The 25,907-nt window shown below is 58.1% G+C and carries 28 protein-coding genes; 8 read left to right on the top strand and 20 right to left on the bottom strand.

Annotated elements, in window-relative coordinates; all coding sequences use genetic code 11:
• Nucleotides 1-64: 64 nt before the first annotated feature.
• Nucleotides 65-160: a protein MgtS gene (gene mgtS, locus V1599_RS13495; protein ID WP_112010018.1), complete on the bottom strand. Its 96-nt coding sequence runs from the start codon at nt 158-160 to the stop codon at nt 65-67.
• A gap of 163 nt (nt 161-323) precedes the next feature.
• Nucleotides 324-1,085, bottom strand: coding sequence for a DeoR/GlpR family DNA-binding transcription regulator (locus V1599_RS13490; RefSeq protein WP_112010017.1), 762 nt, complete (start codon nt 1,083-1,085; stop codon nt 324-326).
• Between the two features lie 85 nt (nt 1,086-1,170).
• Here V1599_RS13490 and V1599_RS13485 point away from each other — a divergent pair, with 85 nt between their 5' ends.
• Complete coding sequence (locus V1599_RS13485) at nt 1,171-1,755, top strand: NUDIX domain-containing protein (protein ID WP_112010016.1); 585 nt, start codon at nt 1,171-1,173, stop codon at nt 1,753-1,755.
• A gap of 81 nt (nt 1,756-1,836) precedes the next feature.
• Nucleotides 1,837-2,595 carry a trans-aconitate 2-methyltransferase gene (tam, locus tag V1599_RS13480; protein ID WP_395300222.1) on the top strand — a complete coding sequence of 253 codons (759 nt, stop codon included), beginning with the start codon at nt 1,837-1,839 and terminating at the stop codon, nt 2,593-2,595.
• Nucleotide 2,596: 1 nt separating this feature from the next.
• On the opposite strand, the gene V1599_RS13475 is transcribed toward tam, so the two are convergent.
• From V1599_RS13475 to V1599_RS13455, 5 genes are all read right to left on the bottom strand, one after another.
• Nucleotides 2,597-3,787 carry a cytochrome c biogenesis protein/redoxin gene (locus V1599_RS13475; protein ID WP_297122882.1) on the bottom strand — a complete coding sequence of 397 codons (1,191 nt, stop codon included), beginning with the start codon at nt 3,785-3,787 and terminating at the stop codon, nt 2,597-2,599.
• Nucleotides 3,788-3,922: 135 nt separating this feature from the next.
• Nucleotides 3,923-5,218 carry an ATP-binding protein gene (locus V1599_RS13470; protein ID WP_395300221.1) on the bottom strand — a complete coding sequence of 432 codons (1,296 nt, stop codon included), beginning with the start codon at nt 5,216-5,218 and terminating at the stop codon, nt 3,923-3,925.
• Nucleotides 5,215-5,955: a response regulator gene (locus V1599_RS13465; protein WP_112010012.1), complete on the bottom strand. Its 741-nt coding sequence runs from the start codon at nt 5,953-5,955 to the stop codon at nt 5,215-5,217. Before V1599_RS13465 ends, V1599_RS13470 begins: the two co-directional genes overlap by 4 nt.
• 44 nt (nt 5,956-5,999) lie before the next feature.
• Nucleotides 6,000-6,995 (bottom strand): alpha/beta fold hydrolase, encoded by a 996-nt coding sequence (locus tag V1599_RS13460; RefSeq protein WP_395300220.1) that lies wholly within the window; start codon nt 6,993-6,995, stop codon nt 6,000-6,002.
• A 141-nt stretch (nt 6,996-7,136) separates the two neighbouring features.
• The gene (locus V1599_RS13455) at nt 7,137-7,577 is read right to left on the bottom strand and encodes a GNAT family N-acetyltransferase (protein WP_395300219.1); all 441 of its coding nucleotides are present in this window, start codon (nt 7,575-7,577) and stop codon (nt 7,137-7,139) included.
• 102 nt (nt 7,578-7,679) lie between these two features.
• On the opposite strand from V1599_RS13455, the gene V1599_RS13450 reads away from it, so the two are divergent.
• The gene (locus V1599_RS13450; protein ID WP_112010010.1) at nt 7,680-8,228 is read left to right on the top strand and encodes a GNAT family N-acetyltransferase; all 549 of its coding nucleotides are present in this window, start codon (nt 7,680-7,682) and stop codon (nt 8,226-8,228) included.
• On the opposite strand, the gene V1599_RS13445 is transcribed toward V1599_RS13450, so the two are convergent.
• From V1599_RS13445 to sad, 9 genes are all read right to left on the bottom strand, one after another.
• A complete protein-coding gene (locus V1599_RS13445; protein WP_112010009.1) occupies nt 8,216-9,130 on the bottom strand; it encodes a bestrophin family protein in 915 nt (304 codons plus the stop codon). The two genes, V1599_RS13450 and V1599_RS13445, sit on opposite strands and share 13 nt — an antisense overlap.
• A 212-nt stretch (nt 9,131-9,342) precedes the next feature.
• Complete coding sequence (locus tag V1599_RS13440) at nt 9,343-10,791, bottom strand: tagaturonate reductase (RefSeq protein WP_112010008.1); 1,449 nt, start codon at nt 10,789-10,791, stop codon at nt 9,343-9,345.
• A 117-nt stretch (nt 10,792-10,908) separates the two neighbouring features.
• Complete coding sequence (locus tag V1599_RS13435) at nt 10,909-11,424, bottom strand: GNAT family N-acetyltransferase (protein WP_112010007.1); 516 nt, start codon at nt 11,422-11,424, stop codon at nt 10,909-10,911.
• Between the two features lie 92 nt (nt 11,425-11,516).
• Complete coding sequence (locus V1599_RS13430) at nt 11,517-12,482, bottom strand: sensor domain-containing diguanylate cyclase (protein WP_395300218.1); 966 nt, start codon at nt 12,480-12,482, stop codon at nt 11,517-11,519.
• Between the two features lie 72 nt (nt 12,483-12,554).
• On the bottom strand, nt 12,555-14,003 hold the full coding sequence (locus tag V1599_RS13425; RefSeq protein ID WP_395300217.1) for a diguanylate cyclase domain-containing protein: 1,449 nt from the start codon (nt 14,001-14,003) through the stop codon (nt 12,555-12,557).
• 107 nt (nt 14,004-14,110) lie between these two features.
• Entirely contained in the window at nt 14,111-14,473 is a 363-nt protein-coding gene (locus V1599_RS13420; protein WP_112010004.1) for a DUF4186 domain-containing protein, read from the bottom strand.
• On the bottom strand, nt 14,473-15,399 hold the full coding sequence (gene glsB / locus V1599_RS13415; protein WP_112010003.1) for a glutaminase B: 927 nt from the start codon (nt 15,397-15,399) through the stop codon (nt 14,473-14,475). Before glsB ends, V1599_RS13420 begins: the two co-directional genes overlap by 1 nt.
• A 63-nt stretch (nt 15,400-15,462) precedes the next feature.
• The gene (locus V1599_RS13410) at nt 15,463-17,052 is read right to left on the bottom strand and encodes a methyl-accepting chemotaxis protein (protein WP_395300216.1); all 1,590 of its coding nucleotides are present in this window, start codon (nt 17,050-17,052) and stop codon (nt 15,463-15,465) included.
• 123 nt (nt 17,053-17,175) lie between these two features.
• Nucleotides 17,176-18,564: a succinate-semialdehyde dehydrogenase gene (sad, locus tag V1599_RS13405; protein WP_395300215.1), complete on the bottom strand. Its 1,389-nt coding sequence runs from the start codon at nt 18,562-18,564 to the stop codon at nt 17,176-17,178.
• A 99-nt stretch (nt 18,565-18,663) separates the two neighbouring features.
• Between sad and V1599_RS13400 the strand changes: the two genes are divergently transcribed.
• Nucleotides 18,664-19,533 carry a LysR family transcriptional regulator gene (locus V1599_RS13400; protein WP_112010000.1) on the top strand — a complete coding sequence of 290 codons (870 nt, stop codon included), beginning with the start codon at nt 18,664-18,666 and terminating at the stop codon, nt 19,531-19,533.
• On the opposite strand, the gene V1599_RS13395 is transcribed toward V1599_RS13400, so the two are convergent.
• On the bottom strand, nt 19,530-20,327 hold the full coding sequence (locus tag V1599_RS13395) for a PhzF family phenazine biosynthesis protein (protein WP_112009999.1): 798 nt from the start codon (nt 20,325-20,327) through the stop codon (nt 19,530-19,532). The genes V1599_RS13400 and V1599_RS13395 overlap by 4 nt on opposite strands.
• A gap of 176 nt (nt 20,328-20,503) precedes the next feature.
• On the opposite strand from V1599_RS13395, the gene V1599_RS13390 reads away from it, so the two are divergent.
• A complete protein-coding gene (locus V1599_RS13390; protein ID WP_395300214.1) occupies nt 20,504-21,700 on the top strand; it encodes a sugar transporter in 1,197 nt (398 codons plus the stop codon).
• A gap of 57 nt (nt 21,701-21,757) precedes the next feature.
• Here the strand turns inward: V1599_RS13390 and V1599_RS13385 are convergent, their stop codons facing one another.
• Nucleotides 21,758-22,597 carry a lysozyme inhibitor LprI family protein gene (locus V1599_RS13385; protein ID WP_395300213.1) on the bottom strand — a complete coding sequence of 280 codons (840 nt, stop codon included), beginning with the start codon at nt 22,595-22,597 and terminating at the stop codon, nt 21,758-21,760.
• A gap of 180 nt (nt 22,598-22,777) precedes the next feature.
• Nucleotides 22,778-23,443: a MarC family NAAT transporter gene (locus tag V1599_RS13380; protein WP_371187470.1), complete on the bottom strand. Its 666-nt coding sequence runs from the start codon at nt 23,441-23,443 to the stop codon at nt 22,778-22,780.
• Nucleotides 23,444-23,698: 255 nt separating this feature from the next.
• Between V1599_RS13380 and marR the strand changes: the two genes are divergently transcribed.
• The 3 genes from marR to marB are packed head-to-tail and all read left to right on the top strand — an operon-like array spanning nt 23,699 to nt 24,798.
• Nucleotides 23,699-24,133, top strand: coding sequence for a multiple antibiotic resistance transcriptional regulator MarR (marR, locus tag V1599_RS13375; protein ID WP_112009995.1), 435 nt, complete (start codon nt 23,699-23,701; stop codon nt 24,131-24,133).
• A gap of 19 nt (nt 24,134-24,152) precedes the next feature.
• Nucleotides 24,153-24,533: an MDR efflux pump AcrAB transcriptional activator MarA gene (gene marA / locus V1599_RS13370; protein ID WP_001303241.1), complete on the top strand. Its 381-nt coding sequence runs from the start codon at nt 24,153-24,155 to the stop codon at nt 24,531-24,533.
• Between the two features lie 46 nt (nt 24,534-24,579).
• Nucleotides 24,580-24,798 (top strand): multiple antibiotic resistance protein MarB, encoded by a 219-nt coding sequence (gene marB, locus V1599_RS13365; protein ID WP_112009993.1) that lies wholly within the window; start codon nt 24,580-24,582, stop codon nt 24,796-24,798.
• Nucleotides 24,799-24,830: 32 nt separating this feature from the next.
• Here marB and eamA read toward each other — a convergent pair whose 3' ends face one another.
• Nucleotides 24,831-25,730 carry an O-acetylserine/cysteine exporter gene (gene eamA, locus V1599_RS13360; RefSeq protein WP_395300212.1) on the bottom strand — a complete coding sequence of 300 codons (900 nt, stop codon included), beginning with the start codon at nt 25,728-25,730 and terminating at the stop codon, nt 24,831-24,833.
• Between the last annotated feature and the right edge of the window lie 177 nt (nt 25,731-25,907).

Below are 25,907 nucleotides of genomic sequence, written 5' to 3'. Positions count from 1 at the left end.
TAAGAAAAAGCCTCCCGAATAAATCATCCGGGAGGCTTCGTAGGTGGGGGAAACTCAGCGTTCATTAGTCGTCCCATTTATAGCTTAACCAGGCAGCGATAAAGCCAAAGAACAGAATCATTCCGAGAACTGCCATAAATACGTTCATATTGCCTAACATGTCTAACCCTCTTTTTACTGGATTTCGATAGAAATACCTCGCGATGAATGAAATGGTTTACTCAGACGAGCGGACCTAGTGTATCGCCTAAAACTTAAACAAAGCCTATCCGCAAGTAAATTATTAACAAAAGCAATGATCGGTTGTTACATCCTGCCGCGCTTCACCCGGTGGCTTTCAGCACTGAAACGCCCTTTTCTCTTATCGCCTCGATCCAGGCCGGGTCCGCATCATCGTCAACTACCACGGTGTTGATCATGGACAGGCCACCGATCGCGAACGAAGACGCTGCGTTGATTTTTTCCGGTGAGGCTAACACCACCGTCTCCGCGGCTCTGCCTGAAAATGCCCGTTTGATGCACGCCTCTTCATAATCTCCCGTGGTCAGCCCGGCATCCGGATGAATGCCGGTAACCCCCATGAAAAACAGATCCGCATGAATTGCGCTGATGCTTTCAACCGCCGCCGCGCCGACGCTAACGATGGAGTGTTTGTATAAGCGCCCCCCGATGAGAATCACCTCAATTAGGGGATGATTGACCAAACCCAGCGCAATGTTAGGGCTGTGCGTCACAACGGTGATGTTGAGATCGGGCGGCAGGAACGTCACCATCTCCGCCGTGGTGGTTCCACCGTCAATCATCACGACCTGGCCGGAAGCGATCAGCCGCGCTCCCCGCTGCGCAACCTTTCTTTTGGCATCCAGCTTCAGCGACTGACGGGACGCAAACGGTGCGACGGCAGCGGACGCCGGCAGCGCGCCGCCGTGAACGCGCTGTAGTCGCCCTTCTGCCGCCAGCTCGCGCAAATCACGGCGGATGGTGTCCTCGGATACGGCAAAATAAAGACTGAGCGCCTTTGACTGTACCTGACCTTCGGCGTCCAGTTTTTCAAGGATCAATTGCTTTCGCTGGCTGGTGAGCATCTGTTTTCCCGACATTGCATGTTTTATCTTGATGTTGCACGAAAATGCTGTTTATGATGCTTACTCTACGTAAGGAGAGGTCAACGTGCAATCAAAACGTGCAGATATCCGCATTATCGCGGACGAAGTGTTGTCTGATAACTGGTACATCCTCAAAAAATATACCTTCGACCAGCAGCGGCGCGAGGGCGAATGGCAGCGTCAAAGCCGCGAGGTCTACGATCGCGGCAACGGCGCGACTATCCTGCTTTATAACCGCGATAGGAAAACCGTCATCCTGACCCGACAGTTCCGCTTCCCGGTATTTATCAACGGGCATCCGGACGATCTTATTGAGGCCGCAGCCGGACTGCTGGACAACATGGATCCCGAAAGCCGCATCAGGGCGGAAGCCGAGGAAGAGACAGGCTTTAAGGTTTCACGCGTCGAGAAGATTTTTGAGGCGTATATGAGCCCCGGCTCGGTGACGGAAAAGCTCTATTTCTACGTGGCGGAGTACCATCCCCAGGACAAAACCGGCGCTGGCGGCGGGATTAAGGCTGAAGGAGAAGATATCGCCGTGCTGGAAATGCCGCTCGAGGAGGCGCTCCGGGGCATCGAATCGGGTCTTATCGTTGATGGCAAAACCATCATGCTGCTGTACCACGTTGCGCTAAAAGATCTGCTATAACCGCGTGCTCTCAGATACCTGCCCCGATGCGGGTATCTGCCTGTGCTATGCTTGCTGGACGATGCATAAAGGAGAGAAATCATGGCCGACTGGAACCCTTCCCTGTACCTGCAGTACGGCGCCGAACGCACCCGCCCCGCCGCCGAGCTGCTGGCCAGAGTCCCGCTGGATGACGTCAGCAAGGTTGTCGATCTCGGCTGTGGGCCGGGCAACAGCACGGCGTTGCTGAAACAGCGCTGGCCTTCCGCGCACGTTACCGGCGTGGATAACTCCCCGGCAATGCTGGAACAGGCGCGCGCTGCGCTGCCGGACTGCCATTTTGTTGAGGCGGATATTCGCCAGTACCGGCCGGAACAGCCACTCAGCCTGATCTACGCCAACGCCTCGCTGCAGTGGGTCCCCGATCATTACGACCTTCTTCCGCACCTGGTCTCCCTGCTGCACCTGAACGGCGTGCTGGCGATTCAAATGCCGGACAACTGGCTTGAGCCGACGCATGTCGCCATGCGGGAAGTGGCCTATGAGCAAGGCTATCCGGATCGCGGAAGAGAGCCGCTCCCCGGCGTGCATGCCTACTACGATATCCTGACGGAAGCCGGTTGCGACGTTGATATCTGGCGGACCACCTACTTTCATAAAATGACGTCACACCAGGCGATTATCGACTGGGTGAGCGCCACCGGCCTGCGCCCGTGGCTGCAGGAGCTGAGCGAAAGCGAGCAAAAGCGCTTCCTGCAGCGCTATCATGCCCTGCTGGAGGAGCAGTATCCGCTCCAGGAAAACGGGCAAATACTGCTGGCCTTCCCGCGCCTGTTTATGGTCGCACGTCGCGAGCCGTGAACTACGAGCGCGCCTCTTTCAGCAGCTGCTGAATCACCTGCTCCTGCTTTTCATTATTTCCTTCGCCGAACGACGCGTAGCGCAGCTGGCCCTTAGCATCGAAATAGTAATGCGCGGGCCAGTACTGGTTTCCAAACGCGTTCCAGATTGTGTAGTTATTATCCGTCACCACGCGGTACGGCAGTTGCCACTTATCGATCGCCTTTTTGACTGACGAGAGCGGCTTTTCCCAGGGGTATTCAGGCGTATGGACACCAATCACGACCAGCCCCTGCTGCCGGTACTTATTCGCCCAGTCGCGCACGTGCGGGAGCGCGTGCTGGCAGTTGATGCAGTCCCACGTCCAGAAATCAACCAGTACGACCTTGCCCCTTAGCGATTCAGACGTGACAGGGTCACCGTTTAGCCAGCCGGTTCCCCCGCTCAGCGACGGCAACGCGCTGCTGGTCACCGGCTCGACAACGGGCTGGAGCTTCACCGCGGGCGCCGCGGGTTTTGCAAGCCTGAGCAGCGTGGTCTCCAGCCTGTCGGCCACGCCGTTCGCGCCCTTGAGCGCCGACGATAATCCGGTGGCATTCAGCGCGACGGCGGCCAGCATCACGACTCCCGCCCCCTGGCGGAGCCTCTCCATCAGCGCCGATTTTGCGCGCAGCGGCGCTACAATCTTGCGCCCGCCCGCCACCAGAAGGCCCAGCATCAGCGCGCACCCGCCGCCGTATGCCGCCAGCAGCAATCCGGTGGCGATAGCCGAATGCCCGGCAACGTTAAGGCTAAAAATCGCGCCTAAAATCGGCCCCGCGCACGGGGACCAAAGCAGGCCGACGGCAAGCCCCGCTAAAAATGCGGACGTCACGCCGCGCGTCCTGCTGCTGCCGGTATTGAGCAGGTTCCCGACGCTGACCGCAGGCCCTGCAAGCCGCTGGGCAACGGACGGAAAAATCAGGGCAAGCGCCGCGGCGGTCAGAGCGACGAGGGCAACCCAGCGTCCAATCAGGGTAGCGTTGACGATCCAGTCGCTCGCCGCGGTCACCGCCAGCGCAACCAGCGTAAACATGGCGACCATCCCGGCAAGCAGCGCCAGAATATGCCGCCGCTGCCCCTGAAATCCGGCAAAAAGCAGCGGAATGACGGGGAGCGTACAGGGGCTGAGCAGGCTCACCATCCCGCCCAAAAACGCAATTATCAGAAACATAATGACCTCACGGAAACGTCACCTGCGATGTTGCAGTGACGTCATTTCACCGTGCGGGTGTGTATCGAATGTGTTCGAAAAGGCGGGTTTTGTCTGCGCGTGTATCCTGCTTAGGCGGGATACAAAGCCGTACAATTATTCGCGCGGGAGCGTGACGGACACGTCCAGCCCGCCTTCCTGACGATTCGTCAAACGCAGGGTGCCCTTCAGCTGCGCGGTAAGCTGCGCCGCGATCGCCAGCCCCAGCCCCGTGCCGCCGGTGTCGCGGTTGCGCGAGGTTTCAACGCGGTAAAATGGCTGCAGCACTGCCTCCAGCTCCGCGTCAGGAATGCCCGGCCCGTTGTCCGTAACGTGAATCACTATTTTGTCCCGGTGGTTTTCCAGCGCGATAACCGCCTCATCGCCAAATTTTAGCGCGTTGTCCAGCAGGTTGGTCATTACCCTGCGCAGCGCCTGCGGGCGAGTCACTACCGGAAGGCGCTCGTCCGCTGCACGAAACTGCACGCTTTTACCAATGTCCTGGTAGTCGCTGGCGATGCTGTTGATCCAGGCATTCAGCTCCATTTTGAGCGAGGTCTCTTCGAGGGATTCTGATGACCGGGCATACGCAATGCCCTCCCGCACCAGGCGCGACATGTTATCGAGGTCGTTCAGCAGCTTGTCGCGCAGATCGGGGCTTTCCGCCATTTCCACCCGCAGCTTCATCCGCGTGATGGGGGTTTGCAGGTCGTGAGAAATCGAGGCCAGGATCTGGGCGCGTTCGCGCAGGTAGGACTGAATGCGCGACTGCATGGCGTTAAAGGCGTGCGCGGCGCGGCGAACCTCGGACGGCCCCTTTTCGCTCATCGGCGAATGCGCCGCCGGGTCGAGCGAATCTACCGCGCGGGTAAACTGCGATAAAGGCCGCACCACCTGACGAACGGCGATCCAGGAGCAGATCGCAACCAGCAGAAGCTGCAGCACCAGGACTACGGGCAGCCAGCTGGCGACGGGCGGCATTCGGGGAACCAGATCGATGGTGAGCGGCTCGCCGTCGCCGAGGATAAGATGTGCCTGAATGTGCGAAACCGGTCCGGGTACGGCCGTGAAGGTCAGCGGATAGCGAGGAGAAAGCGTATTGGTTAAGGTGCGAATCGCATCCTGCGAGCGCTTATCCTTCGGGGCAGCCCCCGGCTCGCCGGGGCCAAGCACGTAGCGGTAGTTGCCGCGCTGCAGCCTTTCCAGCCACTGGGGGCGCTCGCCTGCGGGCAGCCGGTCGAGAATGGCCACGCTGGTCGCTACGTCATACTCCAGGTTTCCAAGCATGACGCTGCGGGCGCTGCGCGTGCGTTCGAGCATAACCAGGGTCAGGCTGAGCGAGTTCGCCAGAATCAGTCCTGACAACACCACGATCAGCAGCCTGGCCAGTAATGAGCGCGGCCATAACCTCATTCGCTGGCCTCAACGATCGTCACCGGCATCGTAAACACGTAGCCTTCGCTGCGCACGGTTTTAATGTAGGCCGGCGTTCGCGCATCTTCATTCAAACGCTGGCGAACGCGGCTGACCAGCAGGTCGATGGAGCGCTCGAACAGCTCGGCGTCGCGCCCCTGGGTAAGATTCAGCAGCTGATCGCGCGTCAGCACGCGCTGAGGATGGTCGAGGAACACGCGCAGCAGGCGATATTCCGCGCCGCTGAGCGCCACGATCATCCCCTCGTTATCAATAAGGTGGCGGGCCACGGTGTCAAGCTGCCAGTCGCCGAACATCACCAGCCGCCCCGCCTCGGTTACCTGAAGGTTAGGCGGCATGGTGCGAAAGCGGCGCAGAATGGCCTTGATGCGCGCCAGCAGTTCCCGGGCCACAAAGGGTTTAACCACGTAGTCATCGGCCCCCATCTCCAGCCCCAGAATGCGGTCGGTGTCTTCGTTGCGCGCCGTCAGCATCAGGATCGGCAAATCTTTATGCCTGCTGCTGCGAAGCTGTCGGCACAGCGTCAGGCCATCGTCGCCGGGCATCATCACGTCCAGCACGACGAGGTCGATATGCTGCTTCTCAAGCACCGCGCGCATCTCTTTGCCGTTGGCCGCGCCCGAGGCGTGATAGCCGGACTTCACAAGATAATCCACGATCAGTTCGCGAATATCCCTGTCGTCATCGACGACAAGGATATGATCAATATGCTCCACCGCAGGCTCCTGAATGAGGGGTAACGGATTGAAAATAGCACATTTCAGAGCTTGTCCGCGTCGATCACCGCGTTAACGAAATCCTGCGGGTCTTCCTGCGGGGGATTGTGGCCCACGGTCGCGCCAAAGGTGCGGTGTTCGTATTTACCGGTAAACTTGCTGGCGTAGGCCTGCGGGGCGGGATGCGGCGCGCCGTTGTTACCGCCTTCAATGGTAATCGTCGGAACGGTGATGTTCGGCAGCGCGGCAAGCTTTTGCTCGTAGCCATCGTATTTACGCTCGCCTTTTTCCAGGCCTAAACGCCAGCGGTAGTTGCTCAGGGTCACCGCAACGTGGTCGGGGTTATCCAGGGATTTGGCGCTGGCGCTGAAGGTCGCGTCGCTGAATTTCCAGTCCGGAGAGGCCTGGGACCAGATCAGGCGGGCAAAATCATGGGTGTTTTTGGCATAGCCCGCCGCGCCGCGCGGGGTCGCGAAATAAAACTGATACCACCACTGCTGTTCCGCTTTCGGCGGCAGCGGCTGTTTACCCACCGCCTGGCTGCCGATCAGATATCCGCTCACGGAGACCAGCGATTTCACGCGCTCCGGCCACAGCGCCGCCACGATGTCGGCAGTACGCGCGCCCCAGTCGTAACCGGCGAATACCGCCTGCCTGACGTTCAGCGCGTCCATCAGGTCAACAACGTCTTTTGCCAGCGCCGAAGGCTGTCCGTTGCGCGGCGTTTTATCTGACAGGAAGCGCGTGGTGCCGTAGCCGCGTAAAGAAGGGACAATCACGCGATAGCCTTTCGCCGCCAGCGCGGGAGCAACCTCAGCGTAGCTGTGAATGTCGTACGGCCAGCCGTGCAGCAGGATCACCGGCTGCCCGTCTTTCGGACCAATATCGACGTAGCCGACGTTCAGAACGCCCGTCTTGATTTGATGGACCTGATTAAATGCGGCAGCGAAGTCTTTGCCCGTCGCTTCGGCCTGGCAGGACATGACGGTACCCAGTGAAACGGTTAAAGCCAGGGTTGAGGAAGCAAATTTGCTAAACATGGTGTTATCTCCGATTGCGTTGAGTTCACGGGGATATAACACCAAGTTTTTGTATAGCGGATGTGTGCGAAAGCGCCCTTTTTGCAAGGCTGTGTATGTCTCTCGGGCGCAGATACAGTGTGATACAAACCCGCGCGGGGGCTAAAGCGAAATGCGGTAGCGGACGTAATCATCGGCTTCGCCAAAGCGATCGTACAGCTTGCGTGCCGGGTTACTCTCGCGCGTTACCCAGTACAGCTTCGACCACCCTTCGCCTCTGCCTTCGGCTATCAGCGCGTCGATGAGGGCCTGACCGGCACCCGCACCGCGCGCGGCTTCATCGACAAACAGATCTTCCAGATAGCAGATCGGCGCCGTTGACCAGGTGCCCTCATGCAGCACGCAGAGGGCAAATCCAATCACCTTGCCGTCGATTTCCGCCACCCGGCAAAACAGCGATGAAAGCGGGTTCAGCGCCCTTTCCCACGTGCAGGCGGTGACGGATTCGTCCAGGCTACAGCCGTAAAAATGGGTATAGCCGTCCCACAGCGGACGCCAGCGGGAATAATCTTCTGCGCGCAATGCTCTGATAGTTACGGTCATGTTGTCCTCGATGTTGCGTAAGCCAATGAATATCAGCAGGCTTGCGTGGAGTGTGGTAAAAATCAACATACCAGAAGGCAGAATGAAAATGGAGAATTGCAGATGACGATACCCACGCTGACCACGGCGCGCCTGGTGCTCAAGCCGCTGACGGCGGACGACGCGCCGCAGATCCAGCAGCGCTATCCCCACTGGGAAATTGTGCGCTACATGGTGTCATCCGTGCCGTGGCCCTACCCGGACGATGGCGCGGAAAGCTACGTGAATAACGTTGCGCTGCCGGACATGGAAAAAGGCATTGCCTGGTTCTGGAGCATTCGCCGCAAGGACGCGCCCGACGAGCTGATGGGCATCATCTGCCTGTACGACGTGGAGGATAACAACCGCGGATTTTGGCTGGCTCCGGCGTTTCAGGGCCAAGGCTACATGCGCGAAGCGAGCATCGCGGCGACCGACTTCTGGTTTAACACCCTGAACAAGCCGGTGCTGCGCGCGCCGAAGGCGGCGGCCAACGCCCGCTCCCAGCGCATCTCTGCCAGCAGCGGCATGCGTCTGATCCGCACGGAAAAGAAACCGTACGTCAGCGGGCTGTTGGACTCCGAGCTGTGGGAAATTACCCGCGACGAGTGGAACGCCCGCTACGTCAGCTGATAATGCTTGTCCGGCACGATGCGCTCGGGAATAGTCTCTTCATCGTTCATCTGCAGCAGGTCCCGCTCCATCGCGTTGCAGATGGCATCCAGCGGTAAATCGTTATCCTCCGTGCCGAACGGATCTTCAAGCTCTTCCGCCAGCGTGTCCAGCGAGATAAAGGTGTAGGAGATCAGCGCGGAGACGAACGGCGTCATGTAGTGCAGGTCCACGACCAGCGCGAACGGCAGCATGATGCAGAACAGGTAAACCGTGCGGTGGAGGATCAGCGTATAGGCAAACGGCACCGGCGTGTTGGCGATGCGCTCGCACCCGGCGAGGACCACGGACATATCGTTGAGGCGGTTGTTGAGGCTGTGGAAAAGAATATCCGAAAGCTGCCCTTCCCGCCGCCGCACGGCCAGCCACTCGCCCATCATCAGCAGAATGCGGTTCGCCGGAGAGCTTGCCGCCATCGCCCTGCTGAGATTTTCCTCGGAGAGATACCCTGACAGCCGTTCCGACTGAGGCTGGCGGCGAAGCGTCATCCGCAGGCAGTGCGCGAACGCAATTTGCATGCGGACAAATTCGCCGAGGTGCGGATCGTCCGGCAGCGTGTTTTTTACCTCGCGAAACAGCGACCGAGCCGCTATCATCAGCTGCCCCCACAGCAGCCTTGCCTCAACGTAGCGCGAATAGCAGGCGTTATTGCGAAAGCCGAGGAAAATAGCGATGGCCACGCCGAGAATGCTGAACGGGGCGACGGTGAATTTGATGCCAAGCGAGGTATACCACGGCAGCATCGCGATCACGGCAATGGAAAGCAGGAAGTTGAGCAGCAGTCGGGTGTAAATCTTCGGCAGGACCGAGCCGTGCCAGACGAAAATCAGTTGTAGCCAGTGCTGTTGGGGACGAACAATCATAGTCAGCTTCAGGAAAGATAAAGAGCGCGACTATTAAACGTGATCGCCATCACGGTTGCAAGCTTGTTAACGGAAGTTTGCCATTTAACTACTGCGAGGCGAAAACCGCACGATGCTGAGGTGATTTTTAAAAAAAGGGGTATTTAGTATGTTGTAACTAAGTACATCCGTTTTAAAAGGGGACGTCATGTGCTGACCGTCCCCTGTCCTGATTAGCAGAGCGGTTTTACCGCCTCACGCATTCCCCGAAGCAGAATGGCATCGAGATCGCGCGTCACCTGGTCAACCAGTCCGTTCAGTTGGGTGAGATCTTCCCCCCAGTGTTCCTCTACGCTCAGCACCGCCAGCACCAGCGCGCGGGTGCTGATTTGTCCGTCATGATGCTGCGCCCACAATTGCTGATAACGCTCAAGCCAGTGGGCATCGTCCTGCACCGGATAGCGCTCGCCGTTACGCTCCGCGCGGTAGAAGGCCATCAGCGCCGCCAGCGCAAAGGTCAGCCGGGCCGGTAATTTGCCGCGCTTCGCCCCTTTCAGCAGCTGCGGCAGTATGCGCGTGCGGTATTTTGTCATGCCGTTGAGCGCAATCGACAGCAGCTGGTGCTTGATATACGGGTTGCGAAAACGTCCGGTGACCGCGCGGGCGAAGGACTCCAGCTCGTCGCGCGGCAGATCCAGCACGGGAATAATCTCCTCGTAGATTGCCCGCTCAACGAAAGAACAGATCTGGGCATCGTTCATGGCGTCCCCTACCGTGTCGAGCCCCGCCTGATACGCCACCGGCACCAGCGCCGTGTGCGCCCCGTTAAGAATCGCCACCTTGCGCTCTTTATACGGCTTGATGTCATCGACGATCAGCACGTTGAGCGGAAACTCCGTTAGCCGCAGCTCCTGCGCAAGCGACGCGGGCCCCTGAATGACAAACAGGTAGAAGTGTTCCGCGGTGTCGAGGAACGCGTCGTGGTAGCCGAGCGAGGCTTCCAGTTCGGCCACCTCGTCACGCGGATAGCCCGTCACAATGCGGTCGACGAGCGTGGAGCAGAAGCAGTTTGCCTCCTCCAGCCACTGCGAAAATGCAGCCGGCAGCGCCCACTCCCGCGCGTACTGCATCACCAGCTCGCGCAGCGCCTCGCCGTTGTAATCAATCAGCTCGCACGGAATGATAATCCAGCCTTTGTCTTTCGCCCCGTCGAAATGGCTGAAGCGCTCGAACAGCAGGCGCGTAAGCTTCGCCGGATAGCTGACGGCAGGCGCGTCTTCAAAACGATCGCCCGCGTGATAGCTAATGCCCGCTTCCGTGGTGTTGGAAAAAACAAAGCGGATATCGGGATTGTGGGCGAGCCTGAGAAATTCATCGTAGTGGCTATAGACGCTAATTTCGCGGTTTACGGAGCGGATCAGACGAGATTCGCTTACCGCTTCGCCTTTCTCATTCAGGCCGCGAATAATCGTAGTGTACAGCCCGTCCTGGGTACTGAGCGACGGCGGGAAGTCGCTGTCAATTGGGCGCACAACCACAACGCCCGCGTTGAGATCGGTATGTTCATTTAAGAGGTCGATTTGCCAGTCGATAAAGGCGCGAAGGAAGTTGCCTTCGCCAAACTGAATGATACGTTCAGGGTAGAGAGCACCGGGGAAATCACGACGGTTGAGTGTGTTCACAATGGGTTCCTTGATTGATTAGTCATACAGCCTCATGCAATTGGTGTAATAACTTATCAAAACATTTCGACCAGGAACCCTGTTTTGATCAATTCATCGCGTCATTGTGTAAAACACTCACAAAAACTTATAGAAGAGCGAGGTTGCGGTCATTTCACCGTCCGGCATGAGGGCATAGCGCGGAATTTCTCCCGCTTTTTGCCAGCCCGCGCGCTGGTAGAAGGTTTCCGCGCCGCTGCCGGTTGCGGTATCCAGCATCAGCACGCTTTTTCCCTGCTCGCGGGCCTGCGCCTCAAGCGCCTCCATCAGCGCCATCGCGGCCCCCTGACGGCGCGCCTTGTCATGCACCAGCAGCTTTGCCACGTCCGCCCGGTGCGGCTGGTTTTCAGGCTGGTCAGTAATTAACTGCACCGTACCGATGAGCGCATTTTGCTCATCAAAGCAGGCCAGCACGGTGCGCTCACCGCGTCCGACGCTCTCGGCCACGCCGAGCCAGAACGCGCGCGCCTTCTCGGGGGTAAAGGGCAGCATAAAGCTAACGGATGCGCCGCCGCGCACGCAATTGTCGAGAACAGCGGAGAGCGCATCAATGTGGGACAAAATACCGTCCCGGGTAAGGGATGTGATATGCATTAAGAGGTCCGTTTTTTTAAGGCTATGTCGCACTCTACTTTGCTTTTAACATTTTCTTAACGCAACGGCCTTTATCATAGGATTTTGCAATGTCACCTTTCCAGGCGGCGCTGCTGCTTCATGGCATACATTTTCTCGTCGGCGCATTTCAGCCACTGCTGCACGTCGTTGCCCTGATGATCAAACTCGCTCACGCCCCACGAGAAGGCCAGCGCCCACGGGTGCAGCCGACGCGCGTTGTAGCTCTCGACCTGCCCGGAGAGATAGTGCATCGCTATCCAGCCGCCCTGCTCGTCCGTGTCCGCAAACAGAACCGCAAACTCATCTCCGCCGAAGCGCACCAGCAGATCGGCCTCGCGGAAGGAGGCGCGCATCAATGAGGCCATCGCCTTTAGCGCTTTGTCGCCCTCTTCGTGACCGTAAAGATCGTTGATCGATTTGAAGTGGTCCAGGTCGATCCAGCCGAGCGTGAGCGGCTCCGCCCGACGGCGGGCAGACGAGAGGGTAAACTGGACAAACTGATTAAACCCGCGTCGGTTAAAAAGCCCGGTTAAATCGTCGGTTGTCGCCGCGCTGACGGCGGCAAACTCGTCCTCCGCCAGCGCGCCTAGATCGCTTAGCACCGCGAGATCCGCGGCGCTAAACTCCCGTGGCTGGTAATCAATCAGGCACAGCGACCCGACGCTGGCCCCGTCGCGCAGGCGCAGCGGAAACCCGGCGTAAAAACGCACGCCCGGCTCACCGGCCACCAGCGGATTATCGGCAAAACGATCGTCCCGAAGCATGTCGCCGACCACCAGCGGCGCCTCGCTGAGGATCGTGTGGCCGCAGAATGAGATATTGCGCGGCACCGTTTCTGGAGCATTGCCGTCGGCAGATTTAACAATCAGGGTATGTTCATCTATCAGATTGACCATCGCCAGAGGGACCTGGAAGACTCGTTTAGCCAGCCGCGTGAGGCGATCGAACGCGGGGGACGCGCCGGGCTCAAGCAGCCCTGACTCACGCAGCGCATCTAAACGCTCTTTTTCATTAGCGGGAATTTCCGGTGATTTCATGACGTCTCCTTGTGCCGGGCTCATATCAAAGCGTAGCTTACGCAGAGGCTTTGTCATGCGGGGAACGAGGGTTTATACCCGCTCCGTGCCTCTGTCGGCATTGACCACCCCGGTTTCATGCAACAGCCGCGCGCTGGTGCGGTTTCGCCCGGCTTTTTTCGAGCGATAGAGAAAATCATCCGCCTCGGCCATCAGCTTGTTGAAAACCTCCGTCAGCTGCCATGATTCTGCTTTGCCGCTTCCCAGCCCGATGCTAACGGTTAAAAAGATGGTTTGCTGGCGCCACGTAAAGGGATGGTGAGCGATTGCCTGGCGAATACGCTCCGCCAGCGCAAAGCCGTGCTGCTCGTCACCCGCGTTTACCACAACGGCAAACTCTTCTCCGCCCATTCGCGCCACCATGCCGTCCTCGCCGACAACCTGCTGCACCTTGTGGGCAAAGGTCGTCAGCACGCGGTCGCCGCACTCGTGTCCATAGTTATCGTTAATGCTTTTGAAATAGTCGATATCCAGCAGCATCACCGTCAGAAAACGCGAATGACGGTGAGCCTCTTCGTGCTTAAGCGCTTCATACAGGCCGGATCGCGAGTAGACGTGGGTCAGGAAATCATAGTCCGCGCGCAGCGAAACCTGATGGATCAGCGAGTTAATCGCCGCCACGCTCACGGAGACCATCACCGGGCAAATCGCCATGGTCGCAATGCCAAGGCGCGCAGAGAACATCAGCGGCGTTGAAAGCGGCGCCTCAACGGCAATGTTGATCACCGAGTTAGCGACCAGCACCACTTCGGTCGCGCCGGTCACGAAGGTGATAAGGCAGGTGGTCGGGAGCGAATAGCGCACCGCACACCAGATCAGCGCGGGCAGCGGAAAGGCTAGCGCCCCTGCTCCGCCAATCACCACCGACGCGATGACCGACACCGTCAGCGCCAGCACCGGTAAAAGCTGTTCTGGCCGCACGCGCATGCGCTGCGCGGGCATTTTCATTGCCAGAATGCAGGGAACGATCAGCACGCCCGTTGAAAACTGCTCGCTAAACCAGTCGGCAAACAGCGGCCAGAAGGTATGGCTGTCGATGCCGACGGATCCGATGGCCCCCAGCAGCGCGCAGAGCAGCGCGGCAACCAGGCAGTAATTAAACAGCCTCAGGGCGTTAATCGGATCGGGCGTCGATTTTCGCAGGCGTTTGTCGCGCAGCACCAGCAGGGCTACCGTCACGATAAAGACCATATTAGACAGGTTGATGACCAGAGAGGCCATTCCCCAGCTGGTGGTGAAGGCATCGTAGAGCAGCATGGCGACATACGACACCGCGTAATAATGCAGGCGATTGAGGTAGGCATAGCGGGCAAAGATCCCCGCCATCACGCCGTTCAGCGGCCAAAACAGCGACAGCGCCTCAACCAGACGCAGCTCCGCCCCGATGAAATAAAACAGCGTGGTCAGGATGAAAATGCCCACCGCGTTACGCAGTGCGCTCTCTGGTCGAAAAAACGTAAACGATGAGATAGCAGGCCCCATTAAATATCAGTCCACATAATCACTTATGGCAATTATTTCGGTCGCCAGCAGGGTTATTGAAAGGTTATATGCATCTATAGCACATCTTTGACACCTTTGTTCAGCCGTCAATTCTGGGCGTTCATCTGCAATACAAGCCAGCGGTGAATGACGCTCACGACGTATCGCTGCTGCCGCGCGGTCAGCGCTTCGCCCTGCGCAATATTGTGCCACTTCGCCAGACAGCCGCGACAGCAGGTTGCGGTGGCGTGCTGGGCGATAAAGACCGGGTGGCCGCGCATGGGGGTTTGCCTGCCGTCATTGGCGGGATGCGCGGGGGCAAGGCGCTTCGCCACGAAGTCAGCCGCGTGCTGGTCAATGGTTTCCGCCCCTTTATCCCAGCAGTACTGCCGCTCTTTTACGCCAAGCTTAAAGCGCGAGCGGAACGTCGAACGCGCCAGGCGCGCAAAAAGAGGATCAAGCTCAGACATCAGTACACCGAACGCCCCAGCCGCTGGGTGAGGCGTTCCAGCGCGGCGACGCCCGCCAGCGAGTTACCCGTTTCGTCCAGCTCCGGGCTCCAGACGGCGATGGCCATCTCGTGCGGAACGATTGCCACCACCCCGCCGCCGACGCCGGATTTTGCCGGCAGCCCAACGCGCCACGCGAACTCTCCGGCATTCTGATACATGCCGCTGGTCGCCATCAGGGCGTTGATCTGGCGCGCCTGCATTGAGGAGACCACTTCCTGCGACAGATGAGGCGCATGGCCCTGGTGTGCCAGAAACAGAAAGGTCTGCGCCAGCTCCACGCAGCTCATCTTCAGCGCGCAGTAGTGGAAATAGTTTTGCAGCACGGTCGCCACGTCGTTGTGAAAATTACCAAAGGACTTCATCAGCCAGGCGATGGCCGCGTTGCGGGCGGAGTGCTCGAACTCGGAGCGAGCCACCACCGGATCGTAGGCAATGTCCTGCACGCCGGAGAGCTGGCGCACGATTTCCAGCATCCGCTGGCGCGGCGCGCTGAGGCGGCTTTGCAGCATATCGCACACCACCAGCGCCCCGGCGTTAATGAACGGGTTGCGCGGCTTGCCCTGCTCGATTTCGAGCTGAAGAAGCGAGTTAAACGGCTGGCCGGAGGGGTCTTTGCCCACGCGCTGCCAGATTTCGTTTTCATCATACTGACGCATCGCCGCGACCAGGCTCAGCACCTTCGAGATCGACTGAATGGAAAAACGCTCGCTCGCGTCGCCCGCCTGAAAGCGCTGGCCGTCAACGGTGCAAATGGCAATACCGAGCTTTTCCCCGCTGACGGAAGCCAGCGCGGGAATATAGTCCGCTACCTTGCCCTGCCCCAGTAACGGGCGCACCTGCGCCAGAATTTCATCCAGCATCTCATTATGAATGACCGCAGCCACACTTTGCTCCTTGCCCTCAGGCTAAAAACGGGCTGCGAGTATAACAGACGCCGCCGCGTTACGTCAGGCGGGCAGGCGAAAACGCGAAACGGCATGCAGCAAAAGATCCGACTTCTGGTGCAGGCGCGATGAGGCCGCGGACGCCTCTGACACCAGCGCGTCCGTCCGGTGCGAGACCTGATTCAGGGAGTGAAGCCGGTGCGTCATTTGATAAATGCTCTCCCCCTGGCTCTGCGTCGCGGCGGAGATCTCATTGAGCAAACCACTAAGGTTCGCCACCAGCCCGGTGACCTGCTGCAGATTGTCCTCCATGCGGCTCACCGCCCTCGAGCCGTCTTCGATGCCCTGCAGGGAGTGGTTAATCAGCTCCTGAATGGTTTGCGTGGAGTGGCTGCTCTTTCTCGCCAGCAGGCCTACCTCTTTTGCCACCACCGCAAAGCCGCGCCCCTGGTTTCCCGCATGGGCCGCTTCAATCGCGGCATTCAGGGCCAGAATGTTGGTCTGAAACGCCACGCTGTCGATCATCGCCACGATCCCGCGCATTTCTGACGATCGGGCAACGATCGTCTGCATCGACGCATTCACGGTGGACATCATCGCGTCGCCGCCCGCAGCGGCCTGGCGCGCCTCATCCGCCCGCGCGCTGGCGAGCTTCGCATATCCGGTATTGCCTTCAACGTGGGTTTCCAGCGCGGCAATATGCGCCGTCACGTCGCTAAGCGCTTTTGCCTGGCGCGCCGACTGCTGGTAAAGCTTCTCGTTGCCCTGCGCCAGCGCGCCTATGTTTTCCACCATAGACGCCGAAGCGTCGCTCACCTGCGTCACCAGCTGCTGTAGCCCGTTCTGCATGGTGGAGATACTGCCGTGGAGCTGTTCAATTTCGCGGTTAAAGCGCACCACGCCCGGCGGCGTTCCGGACAGGTCGCCCGCGGCCAGCTGGTTGATATGCGCGATCAGGCGGCGCAGCGGCGTAATGACCCACTTCGCCATGCCAAACCACACGGCAATGGCGATCGCCAGCAGCGCCAGCGGAGCAAACAGGAACAGGGTTTGCAGGCTGGAAAGCCCCTCCGTCAGGGACTGCCGCCCCTGTATCGCCCGCTTCTCGCTGGCCTGCTGGTAGCGGGCGTAGTTATCGTTGAAGTCGGTCTGAAACGCCTGCGCCGGTACGGCAAAGAACGCGTCGATGGAATTTGATTCCACCAGCCCTGTCGCCTGCTCCTGAATAGCGCCGTAAAACAGCTGATAGCTGCTCACCAGCGCCTCGTCGCGCGGTGGATTGAGCGCCAGCCACGCTTCCCACGCCCGGTGAGAATCCGCCAGCGCTTTCTGCGCGTCGTCCATCAGGCTGTGCCAGCTCCCCTCCGAGCCGGTCTCTTTATCCTGCATAAAATAGACGCCAGAGCGGTTGAGAAGGTCGCTTGCCGCCAGCAGCGAAACCCGCGCCCGATCCAGCTTGCCCTGCTGCTGCCAGGCGAGCTGATTATGACGTTCGTTACGCTGGGCCTCCCGCAGCGAGGAGGTCAGCAGGAAGGATGAAGAGAGCTGAAGCGCGGAGAAAAGCCCGATAATACAGAAGATGCCGGCAAGAAGGCCAAACCGACGGGGAACGATGCGCAGCGCAATACGGCGAAAAATTTGCGTTAGGTTCATAATTTTCTTTCGGTAACAATATGTTAGACGCGAACGAGTCTACGAAACGAAAATGACAGAACCATTGCAGCTACATGACAGGCGGGGACTGTACCGGGCAGGAAAGCCCCGCCCGGCATGCGTTTATACGCGGTCCTTCCACACCGTTTGCACGTTGCAGAACTCGTGCAGGCCGAAGTGCGAAAGCTCGCGCCCGAAGCCGCTTTTCTTCACGCCGCCAAACGCCACGCGGGCGTCGCTGGCGCTGTAGCCGTTGATAAACACGCCGCCGCACTCCAGCTCGCGGGAGAATTTATCTGCCAGATCCGCGTTGGCGGTAAAGACGGTCGCGGACAGCCCGAAGTCGCTGTCGTTTGCCAGCGCCAGCGCGTGGGCCGCGTCTTTGGCAACGGTTATCGCCGCCACCGGGCCGAACAGCTCCTGGCGGAACGCGGTCATCTCCGGCGTGACGTTACACAGTACTGTTGGTGCGTAGTAGTTACCGTTACCGGCAACTTTCTCACCGCCCAGTAATAGCGTTGCCCCTTCAGCCAGCGTAGCCTCAACCTGCTGATGCAGCTCGTCGCGCAGATCGAAACGCGCCATCGGGCCCAGGTAGTTTTCTTCAACCTCCGGTGCGCCCATCTTCAGTGCAGCGGTCATCTCAACAAAACGCTGTGTAAAGCGCTCGGCGATGCCTTCCTCCACGATAAAGCGCTTCGCCGCGGCGCACACCTGCCCGGTGTTCTGGTAGCGACCGGCCACCGCCGCCTTCACGGCCAGCTCGAGATCGGCATCGTTCAGGACGATAAACGGATCGGACCCGCCCAGCTCCAGCACGCATTTTTTCAGCGCGGCCCCCGCCTGCGCGCCAATCGCCGCCCCCGCGCGCACGCTGCCGGTTACGGTAATGGCCGCGATGCGGCGATCGTTAATCGCCTGGCTGACGCCCTCATTGGTTGCGTTCACCCAGCCGAACACGCCCTCGGGAACGCCCGCGTCTGCGAAGATTTGCGCGATAAGTTCGGCAGAGCCCAGCACGTTCGGGGCGTGTTTCAGCAGGTAGCTGTTACCGGCCAAAAGAATAGGCACCGCGCCGCGCAGCACCTGCCACAGCGGGAAGTTCCACGGCATAACGGCCAGAATTGGCCCCAGCGGGCGGTACTCGATTACCGCATTCTGGTTTTCGACCAGGGTCGGCTCGGCCTGCAGCATCGCCGGGCCATGCTCGGCGTACCAGTCGCACAGGCTGGCGGACTTCGTGACTTCGGCGCGCGCCTGCAAAATCGGTTTGCCCATTTCGCGCGACATCATCTGCGCCATCTCTTCGGCGCGATGGCGCAGCGCCGCGCCGACGTCGCGCAGCGTCTTCGCGCGGTGCGCAACGCTCTCGGTACGCCACTGGCGAAAACCGCTATCGGCCCGCGCAATCGCGCGCTCGACGTCGTCAGATGAAGCCCACGGGTAAGCGGCCAGGGTTTCTCCCGTCGCCGGGTTAACGGAGAGGGCATGTGTTGCAGATGAATAGGTCATTATTGTCTCCACGCAGTAAGAGTTGATTAAGTGTGGCCCACTCTGCTATTTCTTAAAAATGAATAATACTAACCACCTTATTCACGAATCGAGAATGCTATGGACTTAACCCAGCTTGAAATGTTTAACGCGGTGGCGCAGACCGGAAGCATCACCCAGGCGGCGCAGAAGGTGCATCGCGTGCCGTCCAACCTGACGACCCGCATCCGCCAGCTTGAGGCAGACCTCGGCGTAGAGCTGTTTATTCGTGAAAACCAGCGCCTGCGGCTGTCGCCCGCCGGACATAATTTTCTGCGCTACAGCAAGCAGATCCTGGCGCTGGTCGACGAAGCGCGTATGGTCGTGGCCGGAGACGAGCCGCAGGGGCTGTTTTCCCTCGGCGCGCTGGAAAGCACCGCCGCCGTGCGTATTCCGGAAAGCCTGGCGCAGTTTAACCAGCGCTACCCCCGCATTCAGTTTGCGCTCTCCACGGGGCCGTCGGGCACGATGATCGACGGCGTGCTGGAAGGGACGCTGAGCGCAGCCTTTGTTGACGGGCCGCTGTCGCATCCCGAGCTGGACGGGATGCCCGTCTACCGGGAGGAGATGATGCTGGTGACGCCCGCCGGGCACGCGAAAGTTTCCCGGGCGGCGGAGGTGAGCGGCAGCGACGTCTACGCCTTTCGGGCCAACTGCTCCTACCGGCGCCATCTGGAAAGCTGGTTTCACGCCGATCGCGCCACGCCGGGGCGCATTCATGAGATGGAGTCTTACCACGGGATGCTGGCCTGCGTGATTGCGGGCGCGGGGATTGCGCTAATGCCCCGCTCCATGCTGGAGAGCATGCCGGGGCATCATCAGGTGGAGGCGTGGCCGCTGGCGGAGAACTGGCGCTGGCTGACGACCTGGCTGGTGTGGCGGCGCGGCGCCATGACCCGCCAGCTGGAAGCGTTTATCGCCCTGCTGAACGAGCGGCAGCCCTCACCTTAAGCGTTGCGAAGATAGATTTTGCCCTTCAGGTACAGCGTGGCCTGCCCGCCAATCAATACCCGATCGCCCCTCAGCTCGCAGCGCAAATCCCCGCCGCGGGCTGAAACCTGGCGGGCATTCAGCTGCGTTTTGCCGAGCCTGGCGCTCCAGTACGGGATCAGCATGCTGTGGGTTGATCCCGTCACCGGATCTTCCGGCACGCCCTCGCCCGGGCAGAAAAAGCGGCTGACAAAATCATACTCCTCGCCGGGCGCGGTGACGCAGACCATTTTATCCAGCGGGACCATGGCAGAAATATCCGGCGTCAGGGCCTCTACCTGCCGCTGGCTTTCCAGCACCACCATGTAGTCACGGCCGACGCGCACCTCTCTTGCACCTTCGATACCCAAAGCGCGGAATAGCAGCGCTGGCGGGTTGTCCGCGACCTGCGTCTCCCACGCCGGGAAGTTCAGCGTTAGCCAGTCGCCGCTGCGCCTGACGGTTAGCTCGCCGACGAAGCGCGTCGAGAAGACGATTTCAGTGTGCGGGTAGTCAAGATATTCAAAGATCACGTGCGATGCCGCAAGCGTGGCGTGGCCGCAGAGGTTTATCTCATGCAGCGTGGTGAACCAGCGCAGCTCGAAGCCGCCGTCGGTGCGCACGAAAAAAGCCGTTTCAGACTGGTTATGCTGCTGCGCCATTTTCAGAAGCATGTCGTCCGGGAGCCACTCTTCCAGCGGGCAAACCGCCGCCGAGTTGCCGCCAAATGCCCTGTCGCTAAAGGCATCAACCAGATAGAAATCAATTTCCTGCATGCTTATATCGCCTTTTTTATTGTGTCGTTCTTTATCTTCACGGAAAACACCGCGCGCCGCCAGCGCCGGGAACGGGCAAATATTGAGATCTGCATCACATAATGATTGAGTTTTAGCCGTTTAAGGCTTTAAGATCGTCTCCTCGTCTTTTCATCAACTAAGCCAAAATACTCCCTATGACAATGAACACGGTTTCCCGCAGGGTCGCGTGGCTACGCGTGGTCACGCTCGCCATTGCCGCCTTTATCTTCAATACCACCGAGTTTGTCCCGGTCGGGCTGCTGTCAGACATTGCGCAAAGCTTCCAGATGGAGACGGCGCAGGTTGGCATTATGCTGACCATCTATGCCTGGGTAGTGGCGCTGATGTCGCTGCCGTTTATGCTCCTGACCAGCCAGATGGAGCGCCGCAGGCTGCTGATCGGGCTGTTTGTGCTGTTTATCGCCAGCCACGTGCTGTCGTTTATGGCGTGGAATTTCACGGTGCTGGTGATAAGCCGCGTGGGCATTGCCTTTGCGCACGCCGTGTTCTGGTCGATTACGGCGTCGCTTGCCATTCGCCTTGCACCACCCGGGAAGCGCGCCCAGGCGCTAAGCCTGATTGCAACCGGTACGGCATTGGCGATGGTGCTGGGGCTGCCGATTGGCCGCATCGTCGGGCAATATTTTGGCTGGCGCACCACGTTTTTCGCCATCGGGATGGGGGCGCTGATCACTCTCATTTGCCTGATTAAGCTGCTGCCTAAGCTGCCGAGCGAGCATTCCGGCTCGCTGAAAAGCCTGCCGCTGCTGGTTCGTCGCCCTGCGCTAATGAGCCTTTACCTGCTCACGGTTATTGTGGTTACGGCGCACTATACGGCGTACAGCTATATTGAACCGTTCGTGCAGACGGTGGCCGGGTTTAGCGCGAACTTTGCCACCGTGCTGCTGCTCATTCTGGGGGGCGCGGGGATTATCGGCAGCGTTATTTTTGGCAGGCTCGGCAACCAGCATGCCTCCGCGCTCGTCAGCGGGGCAATCGGCCTGCTGCTGGCCTGCCTTGTGCTGCTGATGCCCGCCTCCGGTAGCGAGAGCCATCTGGCGATCCTCAGCCTCTTCTGGGGCGTGGCGATCATGATTATTGGCCTGGGCATGCAGGTAAAAGTGCTGGCCCTGGCGCCGGACGCGACGGACGTCGCAATGGCGCTCTTCTCGGGGATATTTAATCTCGGGATCGGCGCGGGGGCGCTGGTGGGAAATCAGATCAGCCTGCACCTGTCGATGTCGGCGATTGGCTATCTGGGGGCGATTCCTGCGGCGGTAGCGCTTGTCTGGTCGGTAATTATCTTCCGTAAATGGCCGGTGGCGCTGGAGCAACAGGGCCAGCAGGGGTAACGTTATTGTGCCGGGTAGAGGATTGTCCTCACCCGGCGAAAACAACCATTGATGCGATTAATAATCCCTTTCGGTATCGCCACCGAGGTAGGTCACCCTCTCTTCCGTCATTTTTGTCTGACACTGGTAAATATCAATTCGCGTTTGCAGCGAAACAGTTTCAGACGCGGCATCGCTTATTTTACCGCACTTACGCGCTTTATCGCCGATCCACACGCTCTGTTCTTTTTTCATTGACGCACGAACTGAATCAGGCAGAGATTTCCACAGCATATTTAAATTGCGATCGCTATCGGCATAACCGTACGCTGCGCTACTCAATTTTCCCTGCAGATTGGCCTTCTCCAGATCGTCTTTGTTTAATGCAAAAAGGGTAATGTTGAATAATGACTCAGCAACATAATCGGTGCTGGTATATTCATATGATACGGATATATCTTTTCCATTATCGGCTAAAGATAATGAATAGCGATAGTTTTCCCACTGCACGCGGTCATTTAACACTTTCCCTTTGCCGGGGCTAATGCTGGCCAGCTTGTCCGGGAAGTTCGTCATGACCGACTGCAGCTCTGGAGGCAGAGTCAGCGAGACTTTAGCGCTACAGTTGCGAACGCTATTATCTTTTTCGTAAGGGCTTGTGGTGACATTTTCCATTACGATGGCAATTTTATTGGCTTTGTCTATATAAGACTGAAGCGGCTTGCCGTAAAACTTAGCAGGCGTTGACAGATAGGTTTCCTGCAGCTTGCTTATCGCATCGTTTCTGATTTTAGCCTGTGTGGCTGAAATTGAATCCTCGCGGCCGCATTTGAATTCGGGTGTTGAATCAAATAGCCCAGCGCTGGCATTCATTGAAAAAATTAAAGCACCAGAGGCGAGTAAATAGCGTTTTTTCATGACGGTATCCTGATAAAAGTAGACGCCGCGTACGTTACGTTATTCACTAATAAGGAACAAGTGCGAAAAAGATAAAAAACCCCGCAATTACAGTCAGTTAATTTAAATTCAGAATGTATTTATATTCACAGCGGCTATACAAATGAACCGGGCATGCATGAGCATCGCCCGGTATAACCATCAATGATAGGTCTTAATAATTTCCAGCACGCCGTTAATAATAAACTGCACGCCCATACACACCAGCAGGAAGCCCATCAGGCGCGAGATAGCCTCGATCCCGCCCTTTCCTACCCAGCGCATAATCGCCCCAGAGCTGCGCAAAGAGGCCCAGACGATAATCCCGATGAGCGCAAAGATCAGCGGTGGCGCGACGGTGATGACCCAGTCCGGGAACGTTGAACCGTCCCGCACGGTTGAGGCCGAGCTGATGATCATCGCGATCGTCCCCGGCCCCGCGGTGCTTGGCATCGCCAGCGGCACAAAAGCGATATTGGCGGAAGGCTCGTCTTCCAGCTCTTCAGATTTGCTTTTCGCCTCCGGCGATTCGTGGGCTTTCTGCGCCGGGAACAGCATGCGGAAACCGATAAAGGCGACAATCAGCCCACCGGCAATGCGCAGGCCGGGAATGGAGATGCCAAAGGTGTTCATCACCAGCTGACCGGCGTAATACGCCACCATCATGATGGCAAACACGTAGATCGAGGCCATCATCGACTGACGATTGCGCTCGGCGCTGTTCATGTTCCCCGCGAGGCCCAGAAAGAGCGCGACCGTGGTTAACGGGTTAGCCAACGGCAGCAATACCACCAGCCCGAGACTAATTGCTTTGATTAAATCCAACATATTGCGTCGTTGTCCTTTTCCATATGACTCCCCGCAATTATAGGGTTAAACGGCATGGAACAGCTATCCGCACAACGTAAGGATTGTTTTCGCACAGACGAATAACTCCAAGTTATGTTTCTGATTTAAAAGCGTTCGAAAAAAGTTCATGAAACGTTTTAGCAATTCGTGGCATCGGCCAATTCATTCAGTTGACTTATACTTGCCTGAGCAATAATATCTGCCGTGACTAAACTACTTGCCAGGGCAACCATTGTGAACAACACCAGTGACCTCTTCAACGAAATCATTCCGCTGGGTCGTCTTATTCACATGGTCAATCAGAAAAAAGATCGCCTGCTCAATGACTATCTGTCACCGCTGGATATCACCGCAACACAGTTCAAAGTGCTGTGTTCCATTCGCTGCGAAGTGTGTATCACGCCGGTTGAGCTGAAAAAGGTGCTCTCTGTCGATCTGGGTGCGTTAACCCGCATGCTGGATCGTCTCGTCTGTAAAGGATGGATTGAACGCAGCCCTAACCCGAATGACAAACGCGGCGTGCTGGTGAAACTCACCGGCGACGGCGCGGCTATGTGCGAGCAATGTCATCAACTAGTAGGACAAACACTGCATCAGGAACTAACAAAAAACTTAACGGCAGACGAAGTGGCAACGCTTGAGCTTTTGCTTAAGAAAATACTGCCGTAAACAGAAAAGAGGTATGACGATGTCCAGACGCAACACTGACGCTATCACTATTCATAGCATTTTGGACTGGATCGAAGATAACCTGGAATCGCCGCTCTCCCTTGAAAAGGTGTCAGAGCGTTCAGGTTACTCTAAATGGCACCTGCAACGGATGTTCAAAAAAGAGACCGGTCATTCATTAGGACAATACATTCGCAGCCGCAAGCTGACGGAAATTGCCCAAAAACTGAAAGAAAGCAATGAGCCGATCCTTTATCTGGCGGAGCGTTATGGTTTTGAGTCTCAGCAAACCCTGACGCGTACGTTTAAGAACTACTTCGACGTGCCGCCTCATAAATACCGCATTACCAGCATGCCGGGCGAGTCCCGCTATCTGTATCCGTTAAAGCATTGCAGTTAATACACTGTCGTTAATTATCGCCTGTAAAGACGTAACCGAGGAAATCATGAAATTCACCGCCTCCGCCGCCCTCACCTTGCTGGTGCTGGTCTCCGGCCAGACGTTTGCGGAGCAAACACCCGCTGCTACTCAGCAAAACAATCGCGAAGCGATGGTGATGCCGACGGCGCAGAGCGCCTCCCCGTATGATTTTAACCACATGGGCACAGGCAGCGATAAATCCGACGAATTAGGCGTGCCTTATTACAACCGGCACGGCCTCTGATTCGTTTTTGCCCCGCAGCTGCGGGGCTTTTTTTACCCTTTCACCCGCGCCGCCCTGCGCACCCGCAGGCCAAACACGTTGATATAGAGTCCGGCCATAATCAGCGCCGCGCCAACCAGCTGAAGCCCGCTTAGCTTTTCGTCCAGCATTACGGCGGCACTCGCCATGCCTATGACGGGCACAAGCAGAGAAAGCGGCGCTACGCGCCAGGTTTCATACCGCCCCAGCAGCGAACCCCAAATTCCATAGCCGACAAGGGTGGCGACGAAGGCCAGATAGATCAGCGACAGAATGGTCGTGAGGTCGATATTCACCAGGCTGCTTATCATCACGTCCGGGCCATCGAAAATCAGCGATGCCGCCAGGAACGGCACGATCGGAATCAGCGCGCTCCACACCACCAGCGACATCACCGCCGGGCGCGCGTCGTGCTGCATAATGAGTTTGTTGAAAATGTTGCCGCAGGCCCAGCTCAGCCCGGCGGCCAGCGTCAGCATAAAGCCGAGCAGCGCCACGTGCTGCCCGTTCAGGCTCGCTTCTATCAGCACCAGTACGCCAAAGATCGCCAGCGCGATCCCCGCCAGCTGTTTACCCTGTAAGCGCTCGCCAAAGACGAACGCGCCGAGGATGATGGTAAAGAAGGCCTGCGCCTGGAGTACCAGCGAGGCCAGCCCTGCGGGCATCCCGAACTTGATAGCGCAGAACAAAAATGCGAACTGACCGAAGCTGATGGTCAAACCGTAGCCTAGCAGCAGCGTAAACGGGATCTTCGGACGGGCGACAAAAAAGAGCGCCGGAAAGGCAACAAGCATGAACCGCAGGCCGGCCAGCATCAGCGGCGGCATGTTATGCAGCCCCACCTTGATGACCACAAAATTTAGCCCCCACACCACGACCACCAGCATCGCCAGCAGCCCGTCTTTTCGCGTCATATCCTGCCCCTGATTATTAAATTTTTGTAAACACTTCAAAGTAGCGAAAAAAAGGCGGCAGGAAAAGATCATTAATTTTGGCGGTAAAAACAGCGCACGGATGGAAAAATTGGGCGCTATACAAGCCCCTGATGTCGTGATACTCCTGATAGAACACAACAATAAAATGATAAGCAT

It is taken from the genome of Enterobacter sp. ECC-175, assembly GCF_043968675.1.
Taxonomy (GTDB): domain Bacteria; phylum Pseudomonadota; class Gammaproteobacteria; order Enterobacterales; family Enterobacteriaceae; genus Enterobacter.
Note: the sequence above shows the minus strand (reverse complement) of the source record. Positions and strands in the feature narration are given on the sequence as shown.

Bases quoted from the DNA above. Each gene is read 5' to 3' on its own strand.
- V1599_RS13400 (WP_112010000.1), top strand. From the start codon at position 18,664: ATGGACTTAACCCAGCTTGAAATGTTTAACGCGGTGGCGCAGACCGGA.
- V1599_RS13420 (WP_112010004.1), bottom strand. From the start codon at position 14,473: ATGTCTGAGCTTGATCCTCTTTTTGCGCGCCTGGCGCGTTCGACGTTC.
- V1599_RS13475 (WP_297122882.1), bottom strand. From the start codon at position 3,787: ATGTTTCTGATAATTGCGTTTTTGGGCGGGATGGTGAGCCTGCTCAGC.
- sad (WP_395300215.1), bottom strand. From the start codon at position 18,564: ATGACCTATTCATCTGCAACACATGCCCTCTCCGTTAACCCGGCGACG.
- V1599_RS13435 (WP_112010007.1), bottom strand. From the start codon at position 11,424: ATGCATATCACATCCCTTACCCGGGACGGTATTTTGTCCCACATTGAT.
- marA (WP_001303241.1), top strand. From the start codon at position 24,153: ATGTCCAGACGCAACACTGACGCTATCACTATTCATAGCATTTTGGAC.
- V1599_RS13385 (WP_395300213.1), bottom strand. From the start codon at position 22,597: ATGAAAAAACGCTATTTACTCGCCTCTGGTGCTTTAATTTTTTCAATG.
- marB (WP_112009993.1), top strand. From the start codon at position 24,580: ATGAAATTCACCGCCTCCGCCGCCCTCACCTTGCTGGTGCTGGTCTCC.
- tam (WP_395300222.1), top strand. From the start codon at position 1,837: ATGGCCGACTGGAACCCTTCCCTGTACCTGCAGTACGGCGCCGAACGC.
- V1599_RS13470 (WP_395300221.1), bottom strand. From the start codon at position 5,218: ATGAGGTTATGGCCGCGCTCATTACTGGCCAGGCTGCTGATCGTGGTG.
- V1599_RS13390 (WP_395300214.1), top strand. From the start codon at position 20,504: ATGACAATGAACACGGTTTCCCGCAGGGTCGCGTGGCTACGCGTGGTC.
- mgtS (WP_112010018.1), bottom strand. From the start codon at position 160: ATGTTAGGCAATATGAACGTATTTATGGCAGTTCTCGGAATGATTCTG.
- V1599_RS13425 (WP_395300217.1), bottom strand. From the start codon at position 14,003: ATGGGGCCTGCTATCTCATCGTTTACGTTTTTTCGACCAGAGAGCGCA.
- V1599_RS13460 (WP_395300220.1), bottom strand. From the start codon at position 6,995: ATGTTTAGCAAATTTGCTTCCTCAACCCTGGCTTTAACCGTTTCACTG.
- V1599_RS13450 (WP_112010010.1), top strand. From the start codon at position 7,680: ATGACGATACCCACGCTGACCACGGCGCGCCTGGTGCTCAAGCCGCTG.
- V1599_RS13455 (WP_395300219.1), bottom strand. From the start codon at position 7,577: ATGACCGTAACTATCAGAGCATTGCGCGCAGAAGATTATTCCCGCTGG.
- V1599_RS13380 (WP_371187470.1), bottom strand. From the start codon at position 23,443: ATGTTGGATTTAATCAAAGCAATTAGTCTCGGGCTGGTGGTATTGCTG.
- V1599_RS13395 (WP_112009999.1), bottom strand. From the start codon at position 20,327: ATGCAGGAAATTGATTTCTATCTGGTTGATGCCTTTAGCGACAGGGCA.
- eamA (WP_395300212.1), bottom strand. From the start codon at position 25,730: ATGACGCGAAAAGACGGGCTGCTGGCGATGCTGGTGGTCGTGGTGTGG.
- V1599_RS13410 (WP_395300216.1), bottom strand. From the start codon at position 17,052: ATGAACCTAACGCAAATTTTTCGCCGTATTGCGCTGCGCATCGTTCCC.
- V1599_RS13430 (WP_395300218.1), bottom strand. From the start codon at position 12,482: ATGAAATCACCGGAAATTCCCGCTAATGAAAAAGAGCGTTTAGATGCG.
- V1599_RS13445 (WP_112010009.1), bottom strand. From the start codon at position 9,130: ATGATTGTTCGTCCCCAACAGCACTGGCTACAACTGATTTTCGTCTGG.
- V1599_RS13490 (WP_112010017.1), bottom strand. From the start codon at position 1,085: ATGCTCACCAGCCAGCGAAAGCAATTGATCCTTGAAAAACTGGACGCC.